This window comes from Nocardia sp. NPDC052316, from assembly GCF_044547795.1.
Taxonomy (GTDB): Bacteria; Actinomycetota; Actinomycetes; order Mycobacteriales; family Mycobacteriaceae; genus Nocardia.
The window spans coordinates 118,062-134,097 of sequence record NZ_JBIUBB010000001.1 but is presented as its reverse complement, the minus strand read 5'-3'; the positions used below and the strand labels follow the sequence as shown (position 1 = coordinate 134,097).

The following is a 16,036-nucleotide window of genomic DNA, read 5'->3' as shown; positions in this document are numbered from 1 at the left end:
GCCTTTCGAGGTGGAGCAGTAGAGCGGGTGGTTAGAAGACGAAGCCCTCGGGGAAAGGGTCGGTGGGGTCGAGCAGGTAATTCGCTGTCCCGGTGAGCCAGGCCCGGCCGGTGATGGCGGGCACGATCGCGGGGCGGTCGCCGACCGTGGTGGCCTCGACGGCGCGGGCGTAGAAGGTGGTGCCGATGAACGAATCGTTCTGCAGCACTTGGTCATCGGTGAGGAAGCCGCGGGCGTGCTGGCGCGCGAGCAGCGCGGAGGTGCCGGTGCCGCAGGGGGAGCGATCGAACCAGCCGGGGTGGATGGCCATCGCGTGGCGGGTGTGGGCGGGCGCGGCGGCCGGGTCGAGGAACAACACGTGCTTGCAGCCGGCGATCCGCTCGTCCGTGAGATGGACGGGCCGCTGGAACTCGTTGATGGCGGCCATGATTCGCAGGCCGGCGTCGAGGATGCGGTCCTTGTGTGCGCGGTCGAACGGCAGCCCGAGCTTGCCGAGATCGGTGATGGCGTAGAAGTTGCCGCCGTAGGCCATGTCGTAGCGGACCCGCCCGAGACCGGGCACCTCCACCTCGTTGTCGAGGCTGTCGCAGTAGGCGGGCACGTTGCGGAGGGTGACCGAGTCGGCGTGACCGCCGCTGACCGCCACCGAGGCGACGACGCGTCCGGCGGGGGTATCGAGCCGGATCTCGGTGACCGGCTCGGTGACCGGGACCATGCCCGCCTCCACCAATGCCGTTGCGACACCGATGGTGCCGTGTCCGCACATCGGCAGCAGCCCGCTGACCTCGATGAACAGCACGCCGTAGTGGCCGTCGTCGGTGGTGGCCGGTTGCAGGATGGCGCCGCTCATCGACGCGTGCCCGCGCGGCTCGTTGACCAGCAGTTTGCGTAAGCCGTCGAGGTGCTCGGCGAAGTACACGCGCCGCGCCGCCATGGTGTCGCCGGGGATGGTGCCGACGCCGCCGGTGATCACCCGGGTCGGCATGCCCTCGGTGTGCGTGTCGATCGCGGAGATGATGGTGTTGCTGCGCATGTCAGGACTGCCCTTCGGTGTCGAGTTCGGCGAGTTCACGCAATCGCACGGGCGCGGCGAGCGGTCGCCAGGCCGCGCTTGCCGCCGCGAGACCCGGTGCCGCCGTGCGTTGATCGGAGTGCGGCTGGTCGCGTAACGCCTCGATGTTCGCCGCGCACATCCGTCCTTGGCACGGGCCGAGTCCGGCGCGGGTGGCCAGCTTGGCGGTGCGATAGCCGGCGCCCGCGGCGCTGGACCAGGCGGTGGTCAGCTCGCCGCAGGTGGTGCCCTCGCATCGGCAGATGACGGTGTCGGGGCGGGTCCAGGTGAGCACGCCGGGCCGGATCGGGTGCGCGGCCGCGAGGCGGGCCACGAATTGCCCGGCCGTCCGGTGGCGCGCCAGCAGCGCCCGGTCGGCGGTGCCACCCGCTGCCGCCAGGCCGGCGACAGCCCCTTCGACGGCGGCGACCTGAGAGCCGCCGATGCCGGTTATTTCCCCTGCGGCCCAGACACATTCGGCGGAGGTCTGTTGGGTGTCGTCGACGTACACGAAGCCGTTCTCGGTCAGTCGCGCGCCGGCCGCGACCGCGAGCTCGTGCTGCGGCGTGAACCCGTGCGAGACCGCGACCGCGTCCACCGCGACGGTGCGGTGGCTACCCGGGATCGGCGTCCAATTCGCGTCGAGCCGGGCCACGGTGGCCTCTTCCACTCGGCCGTCGCCCGCCACCGCGACCACCGCCTGCCCGGTGTGCAACGGAATCCGATGCCGCACACCGGATGCCACGTACTCGAACAGTTCCACGGCCTTGCCCGCACTGTGCCGCAGCTGCCAAGGACGAGCGGCCCAGTGCCGCAAGATCGTGCGGCCTGGATTGGCTTCCAGCACTGCCCGCACGTCGGCGCCGTTCTCGGCCAGCGACTGTGCGACCGGAAGCAGGAACGGGCCGGTGCCGGAGACCAATACGGACCGGCCGACCAGGAGGCGCTGTGTTTTCGCGAGGGTCTGTGCGGCACCGGCGGTATAGACGCCGGGCAGGTCCCAACCGGGGAAGGGGCACACCCGGTCGTAGGCGCCGGTGGCGAGCACCAGCGCGTCACCACGGACCACCCGGTGTACCCGCCGGTCACCCTCGGCGCCGACCAGCAATCGGACTGCGGGACAACCGCCTTCGTGGTGGCGCTCGATCTGATAGACGGCGGCCAACGGAAGGTACTCGCAGCGCGGATGTTCGATCAGCAAGCGGGCGCGGCGCGCTGCCGCGGCGTATCCGTGGCCGATGTCGAGCGGCCGCCGGATGCCGTACGCGGCCGGGATGCGCCGGTTGTACTGGCCGCCCAAGGCCTCGTTCGAGTCGATCAGCGTCACCGTCGCGCCGTGCCGCAGCGCGGATTCGGCGGCCGCGGTGCCTGCCGGGCCACCGCCGATCACCACCACATGTCTGGTCATCGAGCGTCTCCCATCCGCCGCGACTGGGTGGTGACGACATCGCCGTCGCGCGCCGGACGTCGGCACAGCCGAACATCCGGCACACCGTTGACGGTGGCGACGCAGTCGAAACACACACCGATGCCGCAGAACACACCGCGCGGACCGCCGGTGGGCGCGGTACGCCAGTGCGTGCGACCGGCGGCCAGCAGCACCGTGGCGAGTGTCTGACCGTGCACGCCCGGCACCGGGGTGTCGTCGACGGTGACCGTCAGTGGTCGATCGGCGCGGCCGACCGGATCGGCCTCCGGTCGAATCAGATGTGGGCTCATCGGTGTACCTGCTCCGTCCTCGGTGCGGTGCTGACGGCGGGCCGGTCGACGGCGAAGGCCGCGATGTCGACCTCGCCGGGGTGACCCGCCAGGGCGGCGGCGACCAGTTGGGCGGTGCCGACCGAGAGGCCGATACCAGCGCCCTCGTGCCCGGTCGCATGCCACAGGCCGGGCAGGCGCGGATCGGGGCCGATAACCGGCAGATGGTCGTCCACGTAGGGACGGAAACCGCCGTACGCCCGCATGATCGCGACGTCGGCCAGGATCGGATACAGCCGCAGCGCCTTTCGCGCGATGGCGGCCAGGCTGTCGGGGCGCAGCCGGTCGTCGAATCCGCACTGGCGGCGCGACGAGCCGAGCAGCAGCGGGCCGCCCCTGGTCGACTCGACAACGGCCGACGACTGCAGGGCCGCGTCCGAACTGCCAACGGCGCCTACATAATCCGCGTCGTAGACCTTGTGGAACACCGTCGGCGGCATGGGCGCGGTGATGAGCACGTCGCCTCGGCGCGGCTTGATCGCGATCGGCGCGCCGAGCAACTCCGACACCTGGCCCGACCACGGGCCTGCCGCGTTGATCACGATGTCCGCGTGCCGCGGACCTCGGGTGGTCGCTACGCCGATCAGCCGACCGTCGCGGAGCAGTGGGGCGGTGACCTCGCACCGGGTCTCGACGACCGCACCCGCTGCCACCGCCGCGCCGAGCAGTGCGGTCGCGGCGCCGGCCGGTTGTACCTGCGCGTCCTCGGGGTAGTACACGGCCGCACACACGTCGCGGGTGAGTGCGGGCTCGGCCGCGGCCAGTTGCGCCGCGTCCAGGTGCTCGCACTGGACCCCGGCACCGCGCTGGCCCTCGGCGAATGCGGTCAGCGCCGCGGCGCCCGCGTCGGTGGTGGCAACGACGATGCCGCCCTTGGATTCCCATTCGACGGCCGCCGCGTCGTGCGGTAGCCGTTCGGCGATCCGCGCCAGCACGGTGGGCCACAGTCGCCGAGACAGTTGGGCGAGCGCCAGTTCCGGCCCCGGTCCCTTGTCCGAGACGAGCACGTTGCCTTCGCCGTGCGCGGTGGTGCCCGAGGCGACCCCGCCCCGCTCGCAGACGCGGACCGAAGCACCGGCGCGGGTGAGCTGTTCGGCGAGCGCGCACCCGATCACGCCGCCACCGATGATCAGGACGTCTGTTCCCCGCAGGGAAGTGTCGCGGGGCGGGGCTGCCGTCATTGTGCGCGTGCTCCGTTCACCGAGCGCGGCACCGAAAGCGGGTTGTCCGTGCGCAATTCGAGCGGTAGCAGCTCCTCGGGCACGGACTGGTAGGTCACCGGCCGCAGGAATCGGAAGATCGCCGCGGTACCCACCGAGGTCGCCGTCGGCGCGGTCGTCGCCGGGTAGGGCCCGCCGTGCTGCTGCGCGTAGGTCACCGAGAGTCCGGTGGGCCAGCTGTTCCACAGCACCCGGCCTGCGGTCTGCACGGCGGCGGCGGTGAGCGCGCGGGCGGTGTCGTCGACCTGCTCGCCGAAGAGGGAGACGGTCAGCTGGCCGTCCATCGCGCGAGCCAGTTCGAGCAATTCGGCGGTGTCGCGGTAGCTGACGAGAAGTGTTGCCGGCCCGAACATCTCGTGCATCAGGGCATCGCGATCGGCGAGCACCGTGCGCGCGGTGGTGGCGAGCAGCAGCGCCTCGTCCTGGCCGCCACCGGCGAGCAGTTCCACATTCGGGTGCGCGCGTACCCGCGCGACGGCTCGCGCGAAGCCCGTGGCGATCTCGTCGTTGAGCAGGTCTCCGGTCGGCACAGACTTGCTCCGGATCAGCGCGGCCAGTTCGCTGAAAACCGGTGCCTCCTCGGGGATTGCGACCAGGCCGGGCTTGGTGCATAGCTGACCCGCGCTGGCACTCACCGCGGTGAGCAGCCCCGCCGCGATCTCCGCCGCCCGGGTCCGCGCGGCCGCCTCGGTGACGAAGACCGGGTTGATGGAGCCGAGTTCCCCGTAGAACGGGATCGGCACCGGACGGCGCGATGCCAGGTCGTACAGCGCCCGTCCGCCCGCGGTGGAGCCGGTGAACGCCGCGGCGGCGATCGCGGGGTGGGTCAGGGTCCGCACGCCGGCGTCCCGGCCGAAGACGAGCCCGAATGTGCCACTCGGAGCGCCGTATTCGGCGAGCGCCGCCTCGACCACGCGACCGACCGCGCGGGAGAGCACGGGATGCCCCGGACTGGCTTTGACGATCACCGGGCAGCCCGCCGCGAGCGCCGACGCGGTATCGCCGCCCGCGACGGAGAAGGCGAACGGGAAGTTGCTCGCCGCGAAGTTGACCACCGGCCCCAGTGCGATATTCATCCGCCGCAGATCCGGTCGGGGCGCACCCATCGGCCATTCGGCGTCCGCGGTGTCGATGCGCACGTCGAGGAAGTCGCCGTCGAGCACCGACTGGGCGAACAGGCGCAGCTGGAAAGTGGTGCGCCGCAGCTCACCGGCGAGCCTCGGTTCGGACAGGTGTGTCTCGCGTATCGCCAGCGGGATCAGCTCGCCGGCTTGTGCGTCGATCCGGTCGGCGACGGCGCGCAACACCCCGGCCCGGTCGGTCAACGCCATGGCTGCCCATGGCCCCGCCGCGGTCGCTGCGGCGGTGGCAATGGCATCGACCTCGTCGGCGGTGGTGTCGCGAACGGATTCGACCGCGCTATCGGTCATCGCTGGCTCCTCGTCTTTCGTCTGCACCCGATGATCTACCGACTGCTTACCGGTAACCCTTGGCGAGCACGTCGCGGGTGTCCTCGGTGAGCTTCGCGATCAGCTCCGGCGCCAGCGGAACCCGGGGCGGGCGGCACTTGCCGCCGTGCCGTCCGGCCAGGTCCATCGACAGCTTGATCGCGTGCACGAACTGCGGCTTCGAGTCCCAGCGCAGCAGCTTGTGCAGCTCGCGGTACAGCGGAAGCGCCTTGTCCAGATCCCGGCTGACCGAGGCGTTGTACAGCTCGACCGTGGCACGGGGGATGGCGTTGGGGTAACCCGCGACCCAGCCGACCGCGCCTGCGATGCCGAGTTCGAGCAGCACGTCGTCCGAGCCGACGAGCACATCGAGTTCGGGCGCGAGCTCCTTGATCTCGTAGAAGCGCCGCACGTCACCGGTGAACTCCTTCACCGCGACGATCAGGCCCTCGCCGTGCAGCTCGGCCAGGATGTCGGGGGTCAGGTCGATGCGCGTGTCGAACGGGTTGTTGTACGCCACGATCGGCAGGCCTACCGCGGCCACCGTGCGGTAGTGATCCAGCACCGAGTCGCGCCCGCCGCGGTAGGTGTTGGGTGGCAACAGCATCACGGCGTGGGCGCCCGCCTCGGCGGCCTGCTCGGCCCACTTGCGCGCCTGCAGCGCACCGTAGGCGGCGACGCCCGGCATCACCGTGAAGCCGTCGGGTGCGGCCGCAACCGCCGTGGTCACCACCCTGGCCCGCTCCGCGTCGTCGAGGGTCTGGTACTCGCCGAGCGACCCGTTCGGGCTCACGCCGTGGCAGCCGTTGGCGGCCAGCCACTGCACATGTTGCGCGTAGGCGTCGTAGTCGACCGAGTAGTCCTCAGCGAACGGCAGGGTCGTCGCAACCAGGATCCCGTGCCAGGGCTTGGTCACGGCTGAGGTGATCGGTTCGGACATGTGAGGCCTCCATCTGCGCGATTGTCCGGGCCGGTAAAAACCAGACCGAATGTCATGTGACGTGTGACATTGCACAAAGTAGCGGAGTGATGGGGGTCACGCAAGAGGTAGGAGCGACTGGGGAAGCGTTGGTGGTGGCGGTTGGAAGCCCTTGTCGCCCAGCTGCTTCCGTTCACCGATGGGACGACGGACGGTGCGGCTGATCGATTCGCGATCAGCCGCACCGGGTCAGAGCTGGGTGTTTGTTCGAGCGTGCTCAATCACTTCGGCACGGGGGTGACGGCGATCGGTGGGATGGCGGCCACGCAGGAGGTCGGGCCCGGCGCGCCGGTGCGGACGAACCGGTTGATGATGCCTGCGATGCAGCCGGTGGGTTCCAGGTCGGGCACGTGACCGGTGTTGGGCACCGACAGGAAGGTCGCCTGCGGGAACCCGGCCGCTACCCGTTGGCCGTTCGCGTCGGGAGTGATGGCGTCGAGGTCACCGGACAGCACCAGCACCGGAACGTTCGGCAGCGCCGCGCGGGCGTGCACCGGTTGCGGGCGAGTGAGCGCGGGCCACCGGATGCAGGCGTCGCCGCCGTCGCGTTGTCCGGCGCTGAATCCCGCGGCGCTGAAGGCGCCGACACCGTCGGGGCCCGCTGCGGCGAGGCCTTCCCGGTATTGCCGCTCCCGCTCGGGCAAGGCCGACTCACGTGACCAGAGGTTGGGGTAGTCGTTGCAGGCAACCGTGATGTAGAGATCGATGCTCTCGGCGGTCGGCTCGGCGGCCGCACGCTCGGTCCACTGCCGCAGTGCGGTGTCGTCGCCGTTGGCCGCCGTGTGCAGCGCGGCGGGCAGCATGCCGAGCAGGGTCGGCTGCTGCGGATCGGCGCCGACGCCGGTGGTCGCCACCTCGAAGGCGAGGGTGGCGAGCTTGCTCTCGCTGAGCTGCAGGGGATTCGGGCCGGTGATCGACAGGGGAGTGGTGGCAAGTCGTCGAGCCACCGTGCGCAAATCGGCGACGGCGGTCGCGCCGTCGCAGGCGCGACTTCGATCGCAGATACGTTGTAGCGCAAGCGATACCGCCTCCGCGTTGGGTCGAGACAATAGGTCGAAGTCGGGCGGGTAGGCACCGGACAGCACGATGGATTGCACATGATCGGGGTGGCGTTCGGCGTAGACCGGCATCAGGTAGGTGCCGTAGGAAATGCCGTACAGCACCAGCTTCGGGATCCCGAGCCGGGCCCGCACGGCGTCGAAATCATCGGCGGTCGCCGCCGAGGTGTAGCCCGCCGCCCGCACGCCGAGCCGTTCGCCGCACGTCGCGACCGTCTGCTGCTGGTAGTGGCGGGTGCCGAGCTCGTAGCCCGCTTCGTCGGCGCCGCAGTCCACCGGGCTGGACAGGCCGGTGCCGCGCGGGTCGATGAGCAGCAGGTCGTGATCGTCGAGCAGTTGCGCGGCCAGCTGGGTGGCCTGCGCGGCGTGCGAGATCAGCGGTACCCCGGGTCCGCCCGGGTTCGGGGTGACGGTGCCCGCGGCGGGCACGTCCAGGTTGCTGCGCCGGATCAGCGCGTAACTCACTGCGACAGTGCCCAATTCGGGCCGCTCGGCCAGCAGCGGCCGCGACTCCACGCCGCACTGGACCTGATGCCCCGGCACCGTCGGGCACCAATCGGGGCCGGGCGGCGGCGCACTGTCACTGCCGCATCCGGTGACCAATGTCGCGGCGGCCAGCGCGGCCACCAAGCCCGCGAGCGACCGCATTCCCTTGCGCATCATCGAAATTCCCTTCTTTGCCACATCTCCCGTATTCAGCGGAGTCGAGAGGAATCCTGCGCGGCAGACGTCAACGCTCCGCGAGGTCCGCGACAAAATCACGTAAGAATCCACCCGGCCGACGGCGCCGCACCCTCGCTCGGGATCCGCACTGCCTATGGCCCCCCGGAGCCGGTGCGGCTCCCGAGAAACGGTGCGGCGATTCTGGTCTCTCGGCGGAGAGTGACGGCGGTCACGGAGTGGGCCGGGGGGTACGGCGGATTCGCTACTTGCCAGCAACAATGTTGGGGTGACCAGATCGAGCTCGCCAGAACCGGCCGCGTCCGTGCTCGTCGTCGAGGACGACCCGCATGTGCGCAGCACGCTGGACCAGTTGCTGCGCTTCGAGGGGTATCGCGTGCACCTGGCCGGTGACGGGCAGCAAGCCTTGGAGATGCTCGAGGAGATACAGCCGGATCTGGCGGTGGTCGATGTGGTGATGCCGCGGCTGGATGGGTTGTCGCTGTGCAGGCTGCTGCGCAGGCGCGGCGACCGGCTGCCGATTCTGGTGCTCACCGCGCGGCATCAGATCGGTGATCGGGTGGCCGGGTTGGACGCGGGGGCGGACGACTACCTGCCCAAACCGTTCGCGACCGACGAACTGCTGGCCAGGCTGCGGGCGCTGCTGCGCCGCAGCACCATGGACGAGGACGCCGCCGTGCTTTCCGTCGCCGACCTGACGCTGCATCCGGCGACGCGCGAGGTGTATCGCGGGCAGCGGCCGATCGAGCTCACCAAGACCGAGTTCGACGTGCTGGAGCTGTTGCTGCGCAACGCGCGAATCGTGTTGTCCCGCAGCCGGATCTACGAGCACATCTGGGGTTTCGACTTCGACACCGAGTCCCGCTCGCTCGATGTGTACATCGGCTACCTGCGGCGCAAGACCGAGCAGAACGGCGAACCGCGGTTGATCCACACCGTCCGCAATGTCGGCTACGCCGTGCGCCCCGCCTGATGTTGCGCGCCAGGATCACCCTCGTCGTCATCGTTGCCGTGGTCGCCGCGATCGTCGTCACGCTCGCGACGTCCTACCGCGGGGTCTCCGAGCTGGTTGCCGAGCAGATCGACCGCAGTCTCAACGACCGCGCCGACGCCGTGATCGCGGTGCTGCCCGCCGTGCTGCCCGAACGGTCCGACACCATCGAGCAACTGCTGTCCGCCGACGGCGCCGCGCACCCGCTCGTACCGGGGCAGGTGTCGCTGCCGGTCGCCGAGGCCGACCGCGCGGTCGCCAGAACCGGCAGCGGCACCGCCGAGTACAACATCGAGCTGGACGGGCTGCCCTACGGCATCCTCACCAAGCCGCGCCCCGGCGGCGGGGCGGTGATGGTGGCGCAGCGGTATCAGCAACCCGAGCGGATCGATAACGAATTCCTGTGGCGCACCGGCGATATCACCGCCATCGCGGTGGCGCTGTCGGCGCTGCTGAGCTGGCTGGCCATCGGCCGTATCCTGCGGCCGGTCCGGCGGCTGCTCGCCGCGACCGAGCAGATCAGCTCCACCCGGGACCTGTCGGTGCCGCTGCCGCCCACCGGCCGAGACGAAATCGGCAGGCTCACCGGATCTTTCGCTACGATGCTCGGCGCGCTCCGCCGCTCCAGGGCGCAGCAGCAGCGGCTGGTCCAGGACGCCAGCCACGAGCTGCGCACCCCGCTGACCTCGATTCGCGGCAGCGCCGAATTGCTGCAACGGGCGCGGGGCCGACTCGACCACGACGACGAGACCCAGGTGCTCGATACCCTGGTCAAGGAGTCCGCGGCGCTCGACGCATTGGTCGCCGAGCTGGTCGAACTCGCCACCGACCAGCACACCGCCGAAGAGCCCACCGTGCTCGACCTGCCCGCGCTGGCCGAGGACTGCGCCCAACGTTTCCGGCACCGCAGCGGCCGCGCCATCACCGTCACCGCGGACGATCCCGCCCCCGTGCTCGCGCGACCACGGGCACTGGCGCGGTGCGTGGACAATCTGCTCAGTAACGCGATCAAGTTCAGCCCGCCGGACAGCCCGATCGAGGTGCGCATCCAGCACACCGAGTTGACGGTGCGCGACCAGGGACCCGGCATCGCCGCCGGCGACACCACCGCGATCTTCGATCGGTTCTATCGCGCCGCGAACACCCAGGGCACACCGGGTTCCGGGCTCGGCCTCGCCATTGTCGGAGACATTGTCGCCGCACACGACGGCACCGTCTTCGCCGAGCACGGGCCCGGCGCACGCATCGGGTTCCGGCTGCCCCCGATCGACGACGCAGGCGCGCACCGCCGCCGTCGGGACTGAGCGTCGATTGCGGCCGATGCCGCCGTAGGTCATATGCGGCGGGTCGACCTCGCGACTCTCATTCCGCCGGTCCGCAACTGAGCGGGTGACCAATTGTGTTGGTCGGTTCACCAAGTGCGGCAATGCATCTCCGTCGGTGAGGCCGACGGTGGTGAATCCCGTGAGCGCGGTGATAGGTATTGCGCATGGCCCAGTTCGCGGGCTAGCCTCCGGGTTGATGACTCAACAATGGGTACCGCAGTGGTTGCCCTCGTGTGTCTCCGAGGGAGAGCGGCGCGTGCGGGCTTCGATCTGGATTCTTGTCGTATCGACAATCCTCTGTCTCACGCCGGGCCTCGCCCGCGCCGATCACCCCGTGTTATCCGAAAGCTGCACTGCGGTTTACTTTCCGGTGCCACCGACCGGGAATCTGGCCGCCGACTTATGCATGCCGGCCACGCCGACGGACATCATCATGGTGTTGATGCCGGGCTCCAATTACAACCACACCTATTGGGATTTCCCGTACGCCCCCGAGACTTATAACTTTCGGCGCGCGATGAATGCCGCGGGGTACGCGACACTCGTGGTCGATCGGTTCGGAAACGGCGACAGCACTCGGCCGCCGAGCGCGTCGCTGACCGCGACCGGTTCGGTGCAGGCCCTGCATCGGCTCGTCGGCGTGGTCCGGCAGGGGCTGCCCGGTGTACAGCCGTTCCGGAAGGTCATCACCGGCGGGCATTCGCTCAGCTCCGGTGTCGCGGTCCTCGAGGCCGGCACCTATCACGACGTCGACGGTGTGCTGCTGACCGGGTTTTCGCACAGTCTGAACATGGCCGGAACGCTCAGCGTGATCGGCACCTACTATCCGGCGGCGCAGGATCCGCGCTTTGCCGGCCGGGGATATGACCCCGGTTATCTGACCACGCGGCCGGGCACGCGTGCCTCCGATTTCTACGGTGCGGGTAATTACGATCCCGCGGTGCTCGCGACCGACGAGGCGACCAAAGAAGTCTTCTCGTTGACGGAGTATCCCGACGGCCTGACCTCCACTCTGCCGCCGACGACCAACTTCATCGACGTACCGGTAATGGTCACCAATGGAAGCGCAGACCGGTTGTGCCTCAACGCATGCGCGAACACCGCGGCCCTGGCCGCCGCGGAGGCGCCATACTTCGGCCCCGCCGCCAAGTTACGCACCTACGTGCTGCCCGGTAGCGGGCATTCGATGAATCTCGCCCGCAATACCGCCGAATATCAAGCAGCAGTGAAGGATTGGATGTCTTCGATGTTCCGGTGACGAGCGCGGCTCACGCGCTAAGCTCACCGTCCGATCCGTTGCCCGGCTCGATGCGCGGGTCCGCGAAAATCTGGATATCGGGTCCATAGGTATGCACGCGAGCCGCCGCCGCATCGGTCACCCGCAGGGCGTACAGCCCGGCCTCGGGATCGACGGGGACCAGACCGAAGGCGATGTCGACGTCGTCGACGGTGAGCTTCAGCTCGCGCAGCGCGGCGGTCAGGGTCGCCTCCCTGGGGAGCCGAATGGTGAGCAACGGCATGCCCCTACGTTACGCGCGGGACGTCGTTCGTTTCAGTTCCGCGAGGATCGCGGCCGCGTCGACGACCCCGTACCCGTAGTCGTAGTTGTAACCCCCGGCCTGCGCGGCGGCGGTGCGCTGCACCAGGGCCCGCAGCTGCGCGGGCGGCAACTCGGTCGCCGACCATTCGGTGCGGACGGCCGCGATCAGGCCCGCCGCGACCGGGCACGCCGCGGAGGTGCCGGTGTCCGGGTCGGTCGCGCCGAAGGCCGTCGACCCGAGGAAGTGGGTGTAGGCGCAGACGTCCGGTTTGCGTGCGGTCAATCGGCCCGGCCCCTGGGACGAGTAGCCCACCCGCTGACCGGTGGTGTCGACACCGCCGATGGACAGGACGCTCGGATGCGAGTTGGCGCCGCCGATCGGCTTGTCCTTGTACGCGCAGCGGCCGTCCGGGCAGTCCCGTCCGCAGTTGCCCGCGGCGAAAAGGATGTCGGCGCCCGCGGTTTCGAGCGAGCCGACGATCACGTTGAACGGGTGGGCCGGATTGTCGGAGTAGTTACCCGGCTGCCCGACCGGAAAATCCCACTTCGGCGAGAACGAGCCCCAGCTGTTGCTGATCACCAGGGCGCGCGATGCCGCGGGCTGATCGGTGAGCACCGTGCGCAGGTGGGCGTAGGCGGCCAGTGCGTCCGACAGCAGCCCCTCCATCACCGTGCCGCCCGGTCGCCTGCTGCGCAGCACCGGGATATCGATCAGGGCCGCCTTCGGCGCGCCGATCAGCGCGTCGAACGCGCACATCGTGCCGTGGTCGACGGGGAACTCGCCCGCGATACCGCTGACCCCTGGCGGGTTCCAGCTACGCGCCTTATCGATTTTCACCGGCCCGCCGCGCACCTGCTCGACCCGTGCGGCATTGATGCCGGTGTCGACGATGGCCAGCGCCACCGACGCGCCGTCCAGGCCCGCGGCCGTCAGATCGCCGTGGTGCAGCAGGGTTTCGACATCGTGCCAGGTGCCGACGGCGGGCGTGTCACCACAGGTGAGGTTGGTCTGAATGGCGGGATCGGCGAATACTCCGGTGACGCCGCGCGCGGCAGACAATTGCGACAAACTTTCCGCGAGACCGTCGTCGTCGAGCACGCCGCGCACCACCACCGACGCGTTATCCGGTCGTAGCGCATAACTCAACTGATCGGATTCGGTCACGGCGGCAACACTTTTCGGTATCGCCACGGGAGCGAAGGAATGATCGAGCTCGATGCCGCGCAGATGCCCGGCAATGTCGGCGGAGGCGACCGGTACCGCGCGATCGGCCACTGCGGTAATCAGATCGACGGAAGGGCGAAGCTGAATAAGTACACGCATGTCCGACATAATGCCGCCCTCCGGCCCGAAGTTCGCGTCGGCCACGCCACATACGGCCGAACTCGACACGGCTGTCCGGGCCGCAACGGCGAGAACCGCAAGCTGCCAGCAATTTCTCCGAACAGGGTGTCATATATCACAATACGCCGTCCGCTGCGCCCGGCGACGCCCCTGGTCGAACGCTAGGGGGCAACAAGCGGTCGGGTTACGCAGTGAACGTCACGCATCGTTTCCGCTAGTCATAACCAGAAAGGCTGTGGTGCAAACATTTTGATGTCCAGCGGGCTGGGAACCGCTCTGCTGGCGCATCTTTCGGCACCGGGGCACTGTCACGTCGCCTTGACGATCGCTAGTCTCGAAGGCGGCGCCGCCAAGGCTGGACCTTATCGGCCGGGCGGCAACCCAGGTTAGACCAGTGCATCTCGATATTCGATGGGACGGTTTGATGAAATCACGAACAATCTCGGGCTTATCGGTAATCGCCGCTATCTCGGGTATCACGGCAACGACGATCGGCGCACCGGCCGCGTTCGCCGCCCCGCCCGCGCCGTCGGACAAACTCTGCACCATGTCCTACCCCGTCCCGGCGGGCGACTTCACCACCCCGGCGTCCAGCGATGTATTCGCGATCTCCAGTAATGGCTCGCTCGATCTGCAGCTTCAGACGAATGCCGGAACGGATATCGCCTACGAACAGAAATTCTCCGTTGTCTGGGCGAATATCGACACCGGCAAAAGTGGCGTGGCGGACACCTCGGCGCTGGTGAAAGGCCCCGAGAACGTCCTGTCCATCCCCGCGGTCGAGACGAAAGCCGGCCGGCTCGCGTTGACCCTCAGCGTTTTCAATCACGGCGAGGGCCAGAATTACACCAACGGCGAGTGCAGCGTGGAGTTCCAGGCGCAGTAACCGAATGGCCCGGCCGATAGTCGGCCGGGCCACTCGGGTGCGGGTTTCAGTCGGCCTTGATCTCGCTGCGGTCGCCGCTCCACAGGGTGTGGAACTTGCCCGGCAGGTCGATCCGCTCGTAGGTGTGCGCGCCGAAGTAGTCGCGCTGCGCTTGGGTGAGGGCGGCCGGGAGACGCTCGGCGCGCAGCCCGTCGTAGTACGCGAGCGACGAGGCGAAGGCAGGCACGGGGATGCCGAGCTGGACGGCGGCGGAGACCACGCGGCGCCAGCTGTCGATCGCGTTCTCGATGGCCTCCTGGAAGAACGGGTCCAGGATGAGGCTCGGCAGCTGCGCGTTGGTGTCGTAAGCGTCCTTGATGCGGTTCAGGAAGCGGGCGCGGATGATGCAGCCGCCACGCCAGATGGTGGCGAGGTCGCCGGGGCGCAGGTTCCAGTCGTATTCGGTGCTCGCCGCGGCGATCTGATCGAAGCCCTGGGCGTAGGCGACCACCTTGGACGCGTACAGCGCGCGCTCGATGTCCTTGGTGAACTGCTCGACATCGGTGGGCTTGTCGGCGAGCCGGCCCGAGGCGAGTCCGACGGCGGCGCGGCGCTGGCCGGTCGCCCCGGACAGGGCGCGGGCGAACACCGCTTCGGCGATGCCGGTCACCGGTACGCCGAGGTCGAGCGCCGCCTTGACGGTCCAGCGGCCGGTGCCCTTCTGCTCGGCCGCGTCGAGGATGACGTCGACCAGCGGCTTGCCGGTCTTGGCATCGACCTGGTTGAGCACCTCGGCGGTGATCTCGACGAGGTAGCTCTCCAGCTCGCCCTGGTTCCAGCCGGTGAACACGTCGGCGATCTGCTTGGCGTCGAGGCCGAGCGCGTCGCGCAACAGGTGGTAGGCCTCGCCGATGAGCTGCATGTCGGCGTACTCGATGCCGTTGTGCACCATCTTCACGAAGTGACCCGAGCCGTCCGGGCCGATGTGCGTGCAGCACGGGGTGCCGTCGACCTGCGCGGCGATCGACTCCAGCAGCGGGCCGAGCACCTCGTAGGACTCCTTCGGCCCGCCCGGCATGATGGCCGGACCGTTCAGCGCGCCCTCCTCGCCGCCGGAGATGCCGGCGCCGACGAAGTGCAGGCCGCGCTCGCGCAGCGACTTCTCCCGGCGGATGGTGTCGGTGAACAGGGCGTTGCCGCCGTCGATGATGATGTCGCCCTCGTCCATGGCGGCGGCGAGTTCCTCGATCACCGCGTCGGTCGGATCGCCGGCCTTGACCATGATCAGCACCCGGCGCGGCTGCTGCAGCGCGCCGACGAACTCCTCGATGGTCTCGGTGCGCACGAAATCGCCCTCGTCGCCGTGCGCCGCGAGCAGCGCGTCGGTCTTGGCGATGCTGCGATTGTGCAGCGCGACGGTGTGTCCGTGCCGGGCGAAGTTGCGCGCGATATTGCTCCCCATCACCGCGAGGCCGGTGACCCCGATGTGGGCGCGTGCGTTCGATCCCGCCGAAGACGTCATGCTGAAAAGGCCTTTCACTCGGCGCGGACCCGGCCGCGCTCCACCGACTGCTCGACTTGTGAGCGTGCTGCTGATCGCCCTGGCAAGCGGTGCGCACCGAAGCCGCGGGTAGCGGGTCCGGTGGTTCCGCTTGTGTCGCAAGAGAACCTGTCGTCCAACCTACATGGGTGCCCTGCCGGGCTCGTCGGGTCGGCCCCGGTTCGAGCGACCCGCCGTTCGTGCAGGTCACCGCCGCGGCGAGGGGTGCAAGGGG

The 16,036-nt window shown here is 69.2% G+C and carries 14 protein-coding genes; 4 read left to right on the top strand and 10 right to left on the bottom strand.

Annotated features, from left to right (window positions below; all coding sequences use genetic code 11):
- Positions 1-31: 31 nt before the first annotated feature.
- From ACIHA7_RS00575 to ACIHA7_RS00545, 7 genes are all read right to left on the bottom strand, one after another.
- A complete protein-coding gene (locus ACIHA7_RS00575; protein ID WP_397284071.1) occupies positions 32-1,033 on the bottom strand; it encodes a proline racemase family protein in 1,002 nt (333 codons plus the stop codon).
- 1 nt (position 1,034) lies between these two features.
- Positions 1,035-2,459: an FAD-dependent oxidoreductase gene (locus tag ACIHA7_RS00570; RefSeq protein WP_397284069.1), complete on the bottom strand. Its 1,425-nt coding sequence runs from the start codon at positions 2,457-2,459 to the stop codon at positions 1,035-1,037.
- Complete coding sequence (locus ACIHA7_RS00565) at positions 2,456-2,770, bottom strand: (2Fe-2S)-binding protein (RefSeq protein ID WP_397284067.1); 315 nt, start codon at positions 2,768-2,770, stop codon at positions 2,456-2,458. Before ACIHA7_RS00565 ends, ACIHA7_RS00570 begins: the two co-directional genes overlap by 4 nt.
- Positions 2,767-3,990, bottom strand: coding sequence for an NAD(P)/FAD-dependent oxidoreductase (locus ACIHA7_RS00560; protein ID WP_397284065.1), 1,224 nt, complete (start codon positions 3,988-3,990; stop codon positions 2,767-2,769). Before ACIHA7_RS00560 ends, ACIHA7_RS00565 begins: the two co-directional genes overlap by 4 nt.
- Positions 3,987-5,486: an aldehyde dehydrogenase (NADP(+)) gene (locus ACIHA7_RS00555; protein WP_397284063.1), complete on the bottom strand. Its 1,500-nt coding sequence runs from the start codon at positions 5,484-5,486 to the stop codon at positions 3,987-3,989. The genes ACIHA7_RS00560 and ACIHA7_RS00555 overlap by 4 nt, the downstream gene beginning before the upstream one ends.
- Positions 5,487-5,505: 19 nt before the next feature.
- Positions 5,506-6,417, bottom strand: coding sequence for a dihydrodipicolinate synthase family protein (locus ACIHA7_RS00550; protein ID WP_397284061.1), 912 nt, complete (start codon positions 6,415-6,417; stop codon positions 5,506-5,508).
- 260 nt (positions 6,418-6,677) lie between these two features.
- The gene (locus ACIHA7_RS00545; RefSeq protein WP_397284059.1) at positions 6,678-8,177 is read right to left on the bottom strand and encodes an alpha/beta fold hydrolase; all 1,500 of its coding nucleotides are present in this window, start codon (positions 8,175-8,177) and stop codon (positions 6,678-6,680) included.
- 286 nt (positions 8,178-8,463) lie between these two features.
- Here ACIHA7_RS00545 and ACIHA7_RS00540 point away from each other — a divergent pair, with 286 nt between their 5' ends.
- The 3 genes from ACIHA7_RS00540 (at position 8,464) to ACIHA7_RS00530 (ending at position 11,769) form a co-directional block, all read left to right on the top strand.
- Positions 8,464-9,168 (top strand): response regulator transcription factor, encoded by a 705-nt coding sequence (locus ACIHA7_RS00540; protein WP_397284057.1) that lies wholly within the window; start codon positions 8,464-8,466, stop codon positions 9,166-9,168.
- Positions 9,168-10,490: an ATP-binding protein gene (locus tag ACIHA7_RS00535; RefSeq protein ID WP_397284055.1), complete on the top strand. Its 1,323-nt coding sequence runs from the start codon at positions 9,168-9,170 to the stop codon at positions 10,488-10,490. Before ACIHA7_RS00540 ends, ACIHA7_RS00535 begins: the two co-directional genes overlap by 1 nt.
- Positions 10,491-10,650: 160 nt before the next feature.
- Positions 10,651-11,769: an alpha/beta hydrolase gene (locus ACIHA7_RS00530; protein WP_397284053.1), complete on the top strand. Its 1,119-nt coding sequence runs from the start codon at positions 10,651-10,653 to the stop codon at positions 11,767-11,769.
- A gap of 10 nt (positions 11,770-11,779) precedes the next feature.
- On the opposite strand, the gene ACIHA7_RS00525 is transcribed toward ACIHA7_RS00530, so the two are convergent.
- Together ACIHA7_RS00525 and ACIHA7_RS00520 are read right to left on the bottom strand one after the other, a co-directional pair.
- Entirely contained in the window at positions 11,780-12,031 is a 252-nt protein-coding gene (locus ACIHA7_RS00525; protein ID WP_397284051.1) for a hypothetical protein, read from the bottom strand.
- Positions 12,032-12,040: 9 nt separating this feature from the next.
- A complete protein-coding gene (locus tag ACIHA7_RS00520) occupies positions 12,041-13,375 on the bottom strand; it encodes a S8 family serine peptidase (protein ID WP_397284049.1) in 1,335 nt (444 codons plus the stop codon).
- Positions 13,376-13,790: 415 nt separating this feature from the next.
- Here ACIHA7_RS00520 and ACIHA7_RS00515 point away from each other — a divergent pair, with 415 nt between their 5' ends.
- Positions 13,791-14,282: a hypothetical protein gene (locus ACIHA7_RS00515; RefSeq protein WP_397284047.1), complete on the top strand. Its 492-nt coding sequence runs from the start codon at positions 13,791-13,793 to the stop codon at positions 14,280-14,282.
- Positions 14,283-14,328: 46 nt separating this feature from the next.
- Here the strand turns inward: ACIHA7_RS00515 and gndA are convergent, their stop codons facing one another.
- Positions 14,329-15,783 carry an NADP-dependent phosphogluconate dehydrogenase gene (gndA, locus tag ACIHA7_RS00510; RefSeq protein ID WP_397284045.1) on the bottom strand — a complete coding sequence of 485 codons (1,455 nt, stop codon included), beginning with the start codon at positions 15,781-15,783 and terminating at the stop codon, positions 14,329-14,331.
- Positions 15,784-16,036 lie beyond the last annotated feature (253 nt).

Bases quoted from the DNA above. Each gene is read 5' to 3' on its own strand.
- ACIHA7_RS00560 (WP_397284065.1), bottom strand. From the start codon at position 3,990: ATGACGGCAGCCCCGCCCCGCGACACTTCCCTGCGGGGAACAGACGTC.
- gndA (WP_397284045.1), bottom strand. From the start codon at position 15,783: ATGACGTCTTCGGCGGGATCGAACGCACGCGCCCACATCGGGGTCACC.
- ACIHA7_RS00525 (WP_397284051.1), bottom strand. From the start codon at position 12,031: ATGCCGTTGCTCACCATTCGGCTCCCCAGGGAGGCGACCCTGACCGCC.
- ACIHA7_RS00520 (WP_397284049.1), bottom strand. From the start codon at position 13,375: ATGCGTGTACTTATTCAGCTTCGCCCTTCCGTCGATCTGATTACCGCA.
- ACIHA7_RS00565 (WP_397284067.1), bottom strand. From the start codon at position 2,770: ATGAGCCCACATCTGATTCGACCGGAGGCCGATCCGGTCGGCCGCGCC.
- ACIHA7_RS00545 (WP_397284059.1), bottom strand. From the start codon at position 8,177: ATGATGCGCAAGGGAATGCGGTCGCTCGCGGGCTTGGTGGCCGCGCTG.
- ACIHA7_RS00570 (WP_397284069.1), bottom strand. From the start codon at position 2,459: ATGACCAGACATGTGGTGGTGATCGGCGGTGGCCCGGCAGGCACCGCG.
- ACIHA7_RS00550 (WP_397284061.1), bottom strand. From the start codon at position 6,417: ATGTCCGAACCGATCACCTCAGCCGTGACCAAGCCCTGGCACGGGATC.
- ACIHA7_RS00535 (WP_397284055.1), top strand. From the start codon at position 9,168: ATGTTGCGCGCCAGGATCACCCTCGTCGTCATCGTTGCCGTGGTCGCC.
- ACIHA7_RS00575 (WP_397284071.1), bottom strand. From the start codon at position 1,033: ATGCGCAGCAACACCATCATCTCCGCGATCGACACGCACACCGAGGGC.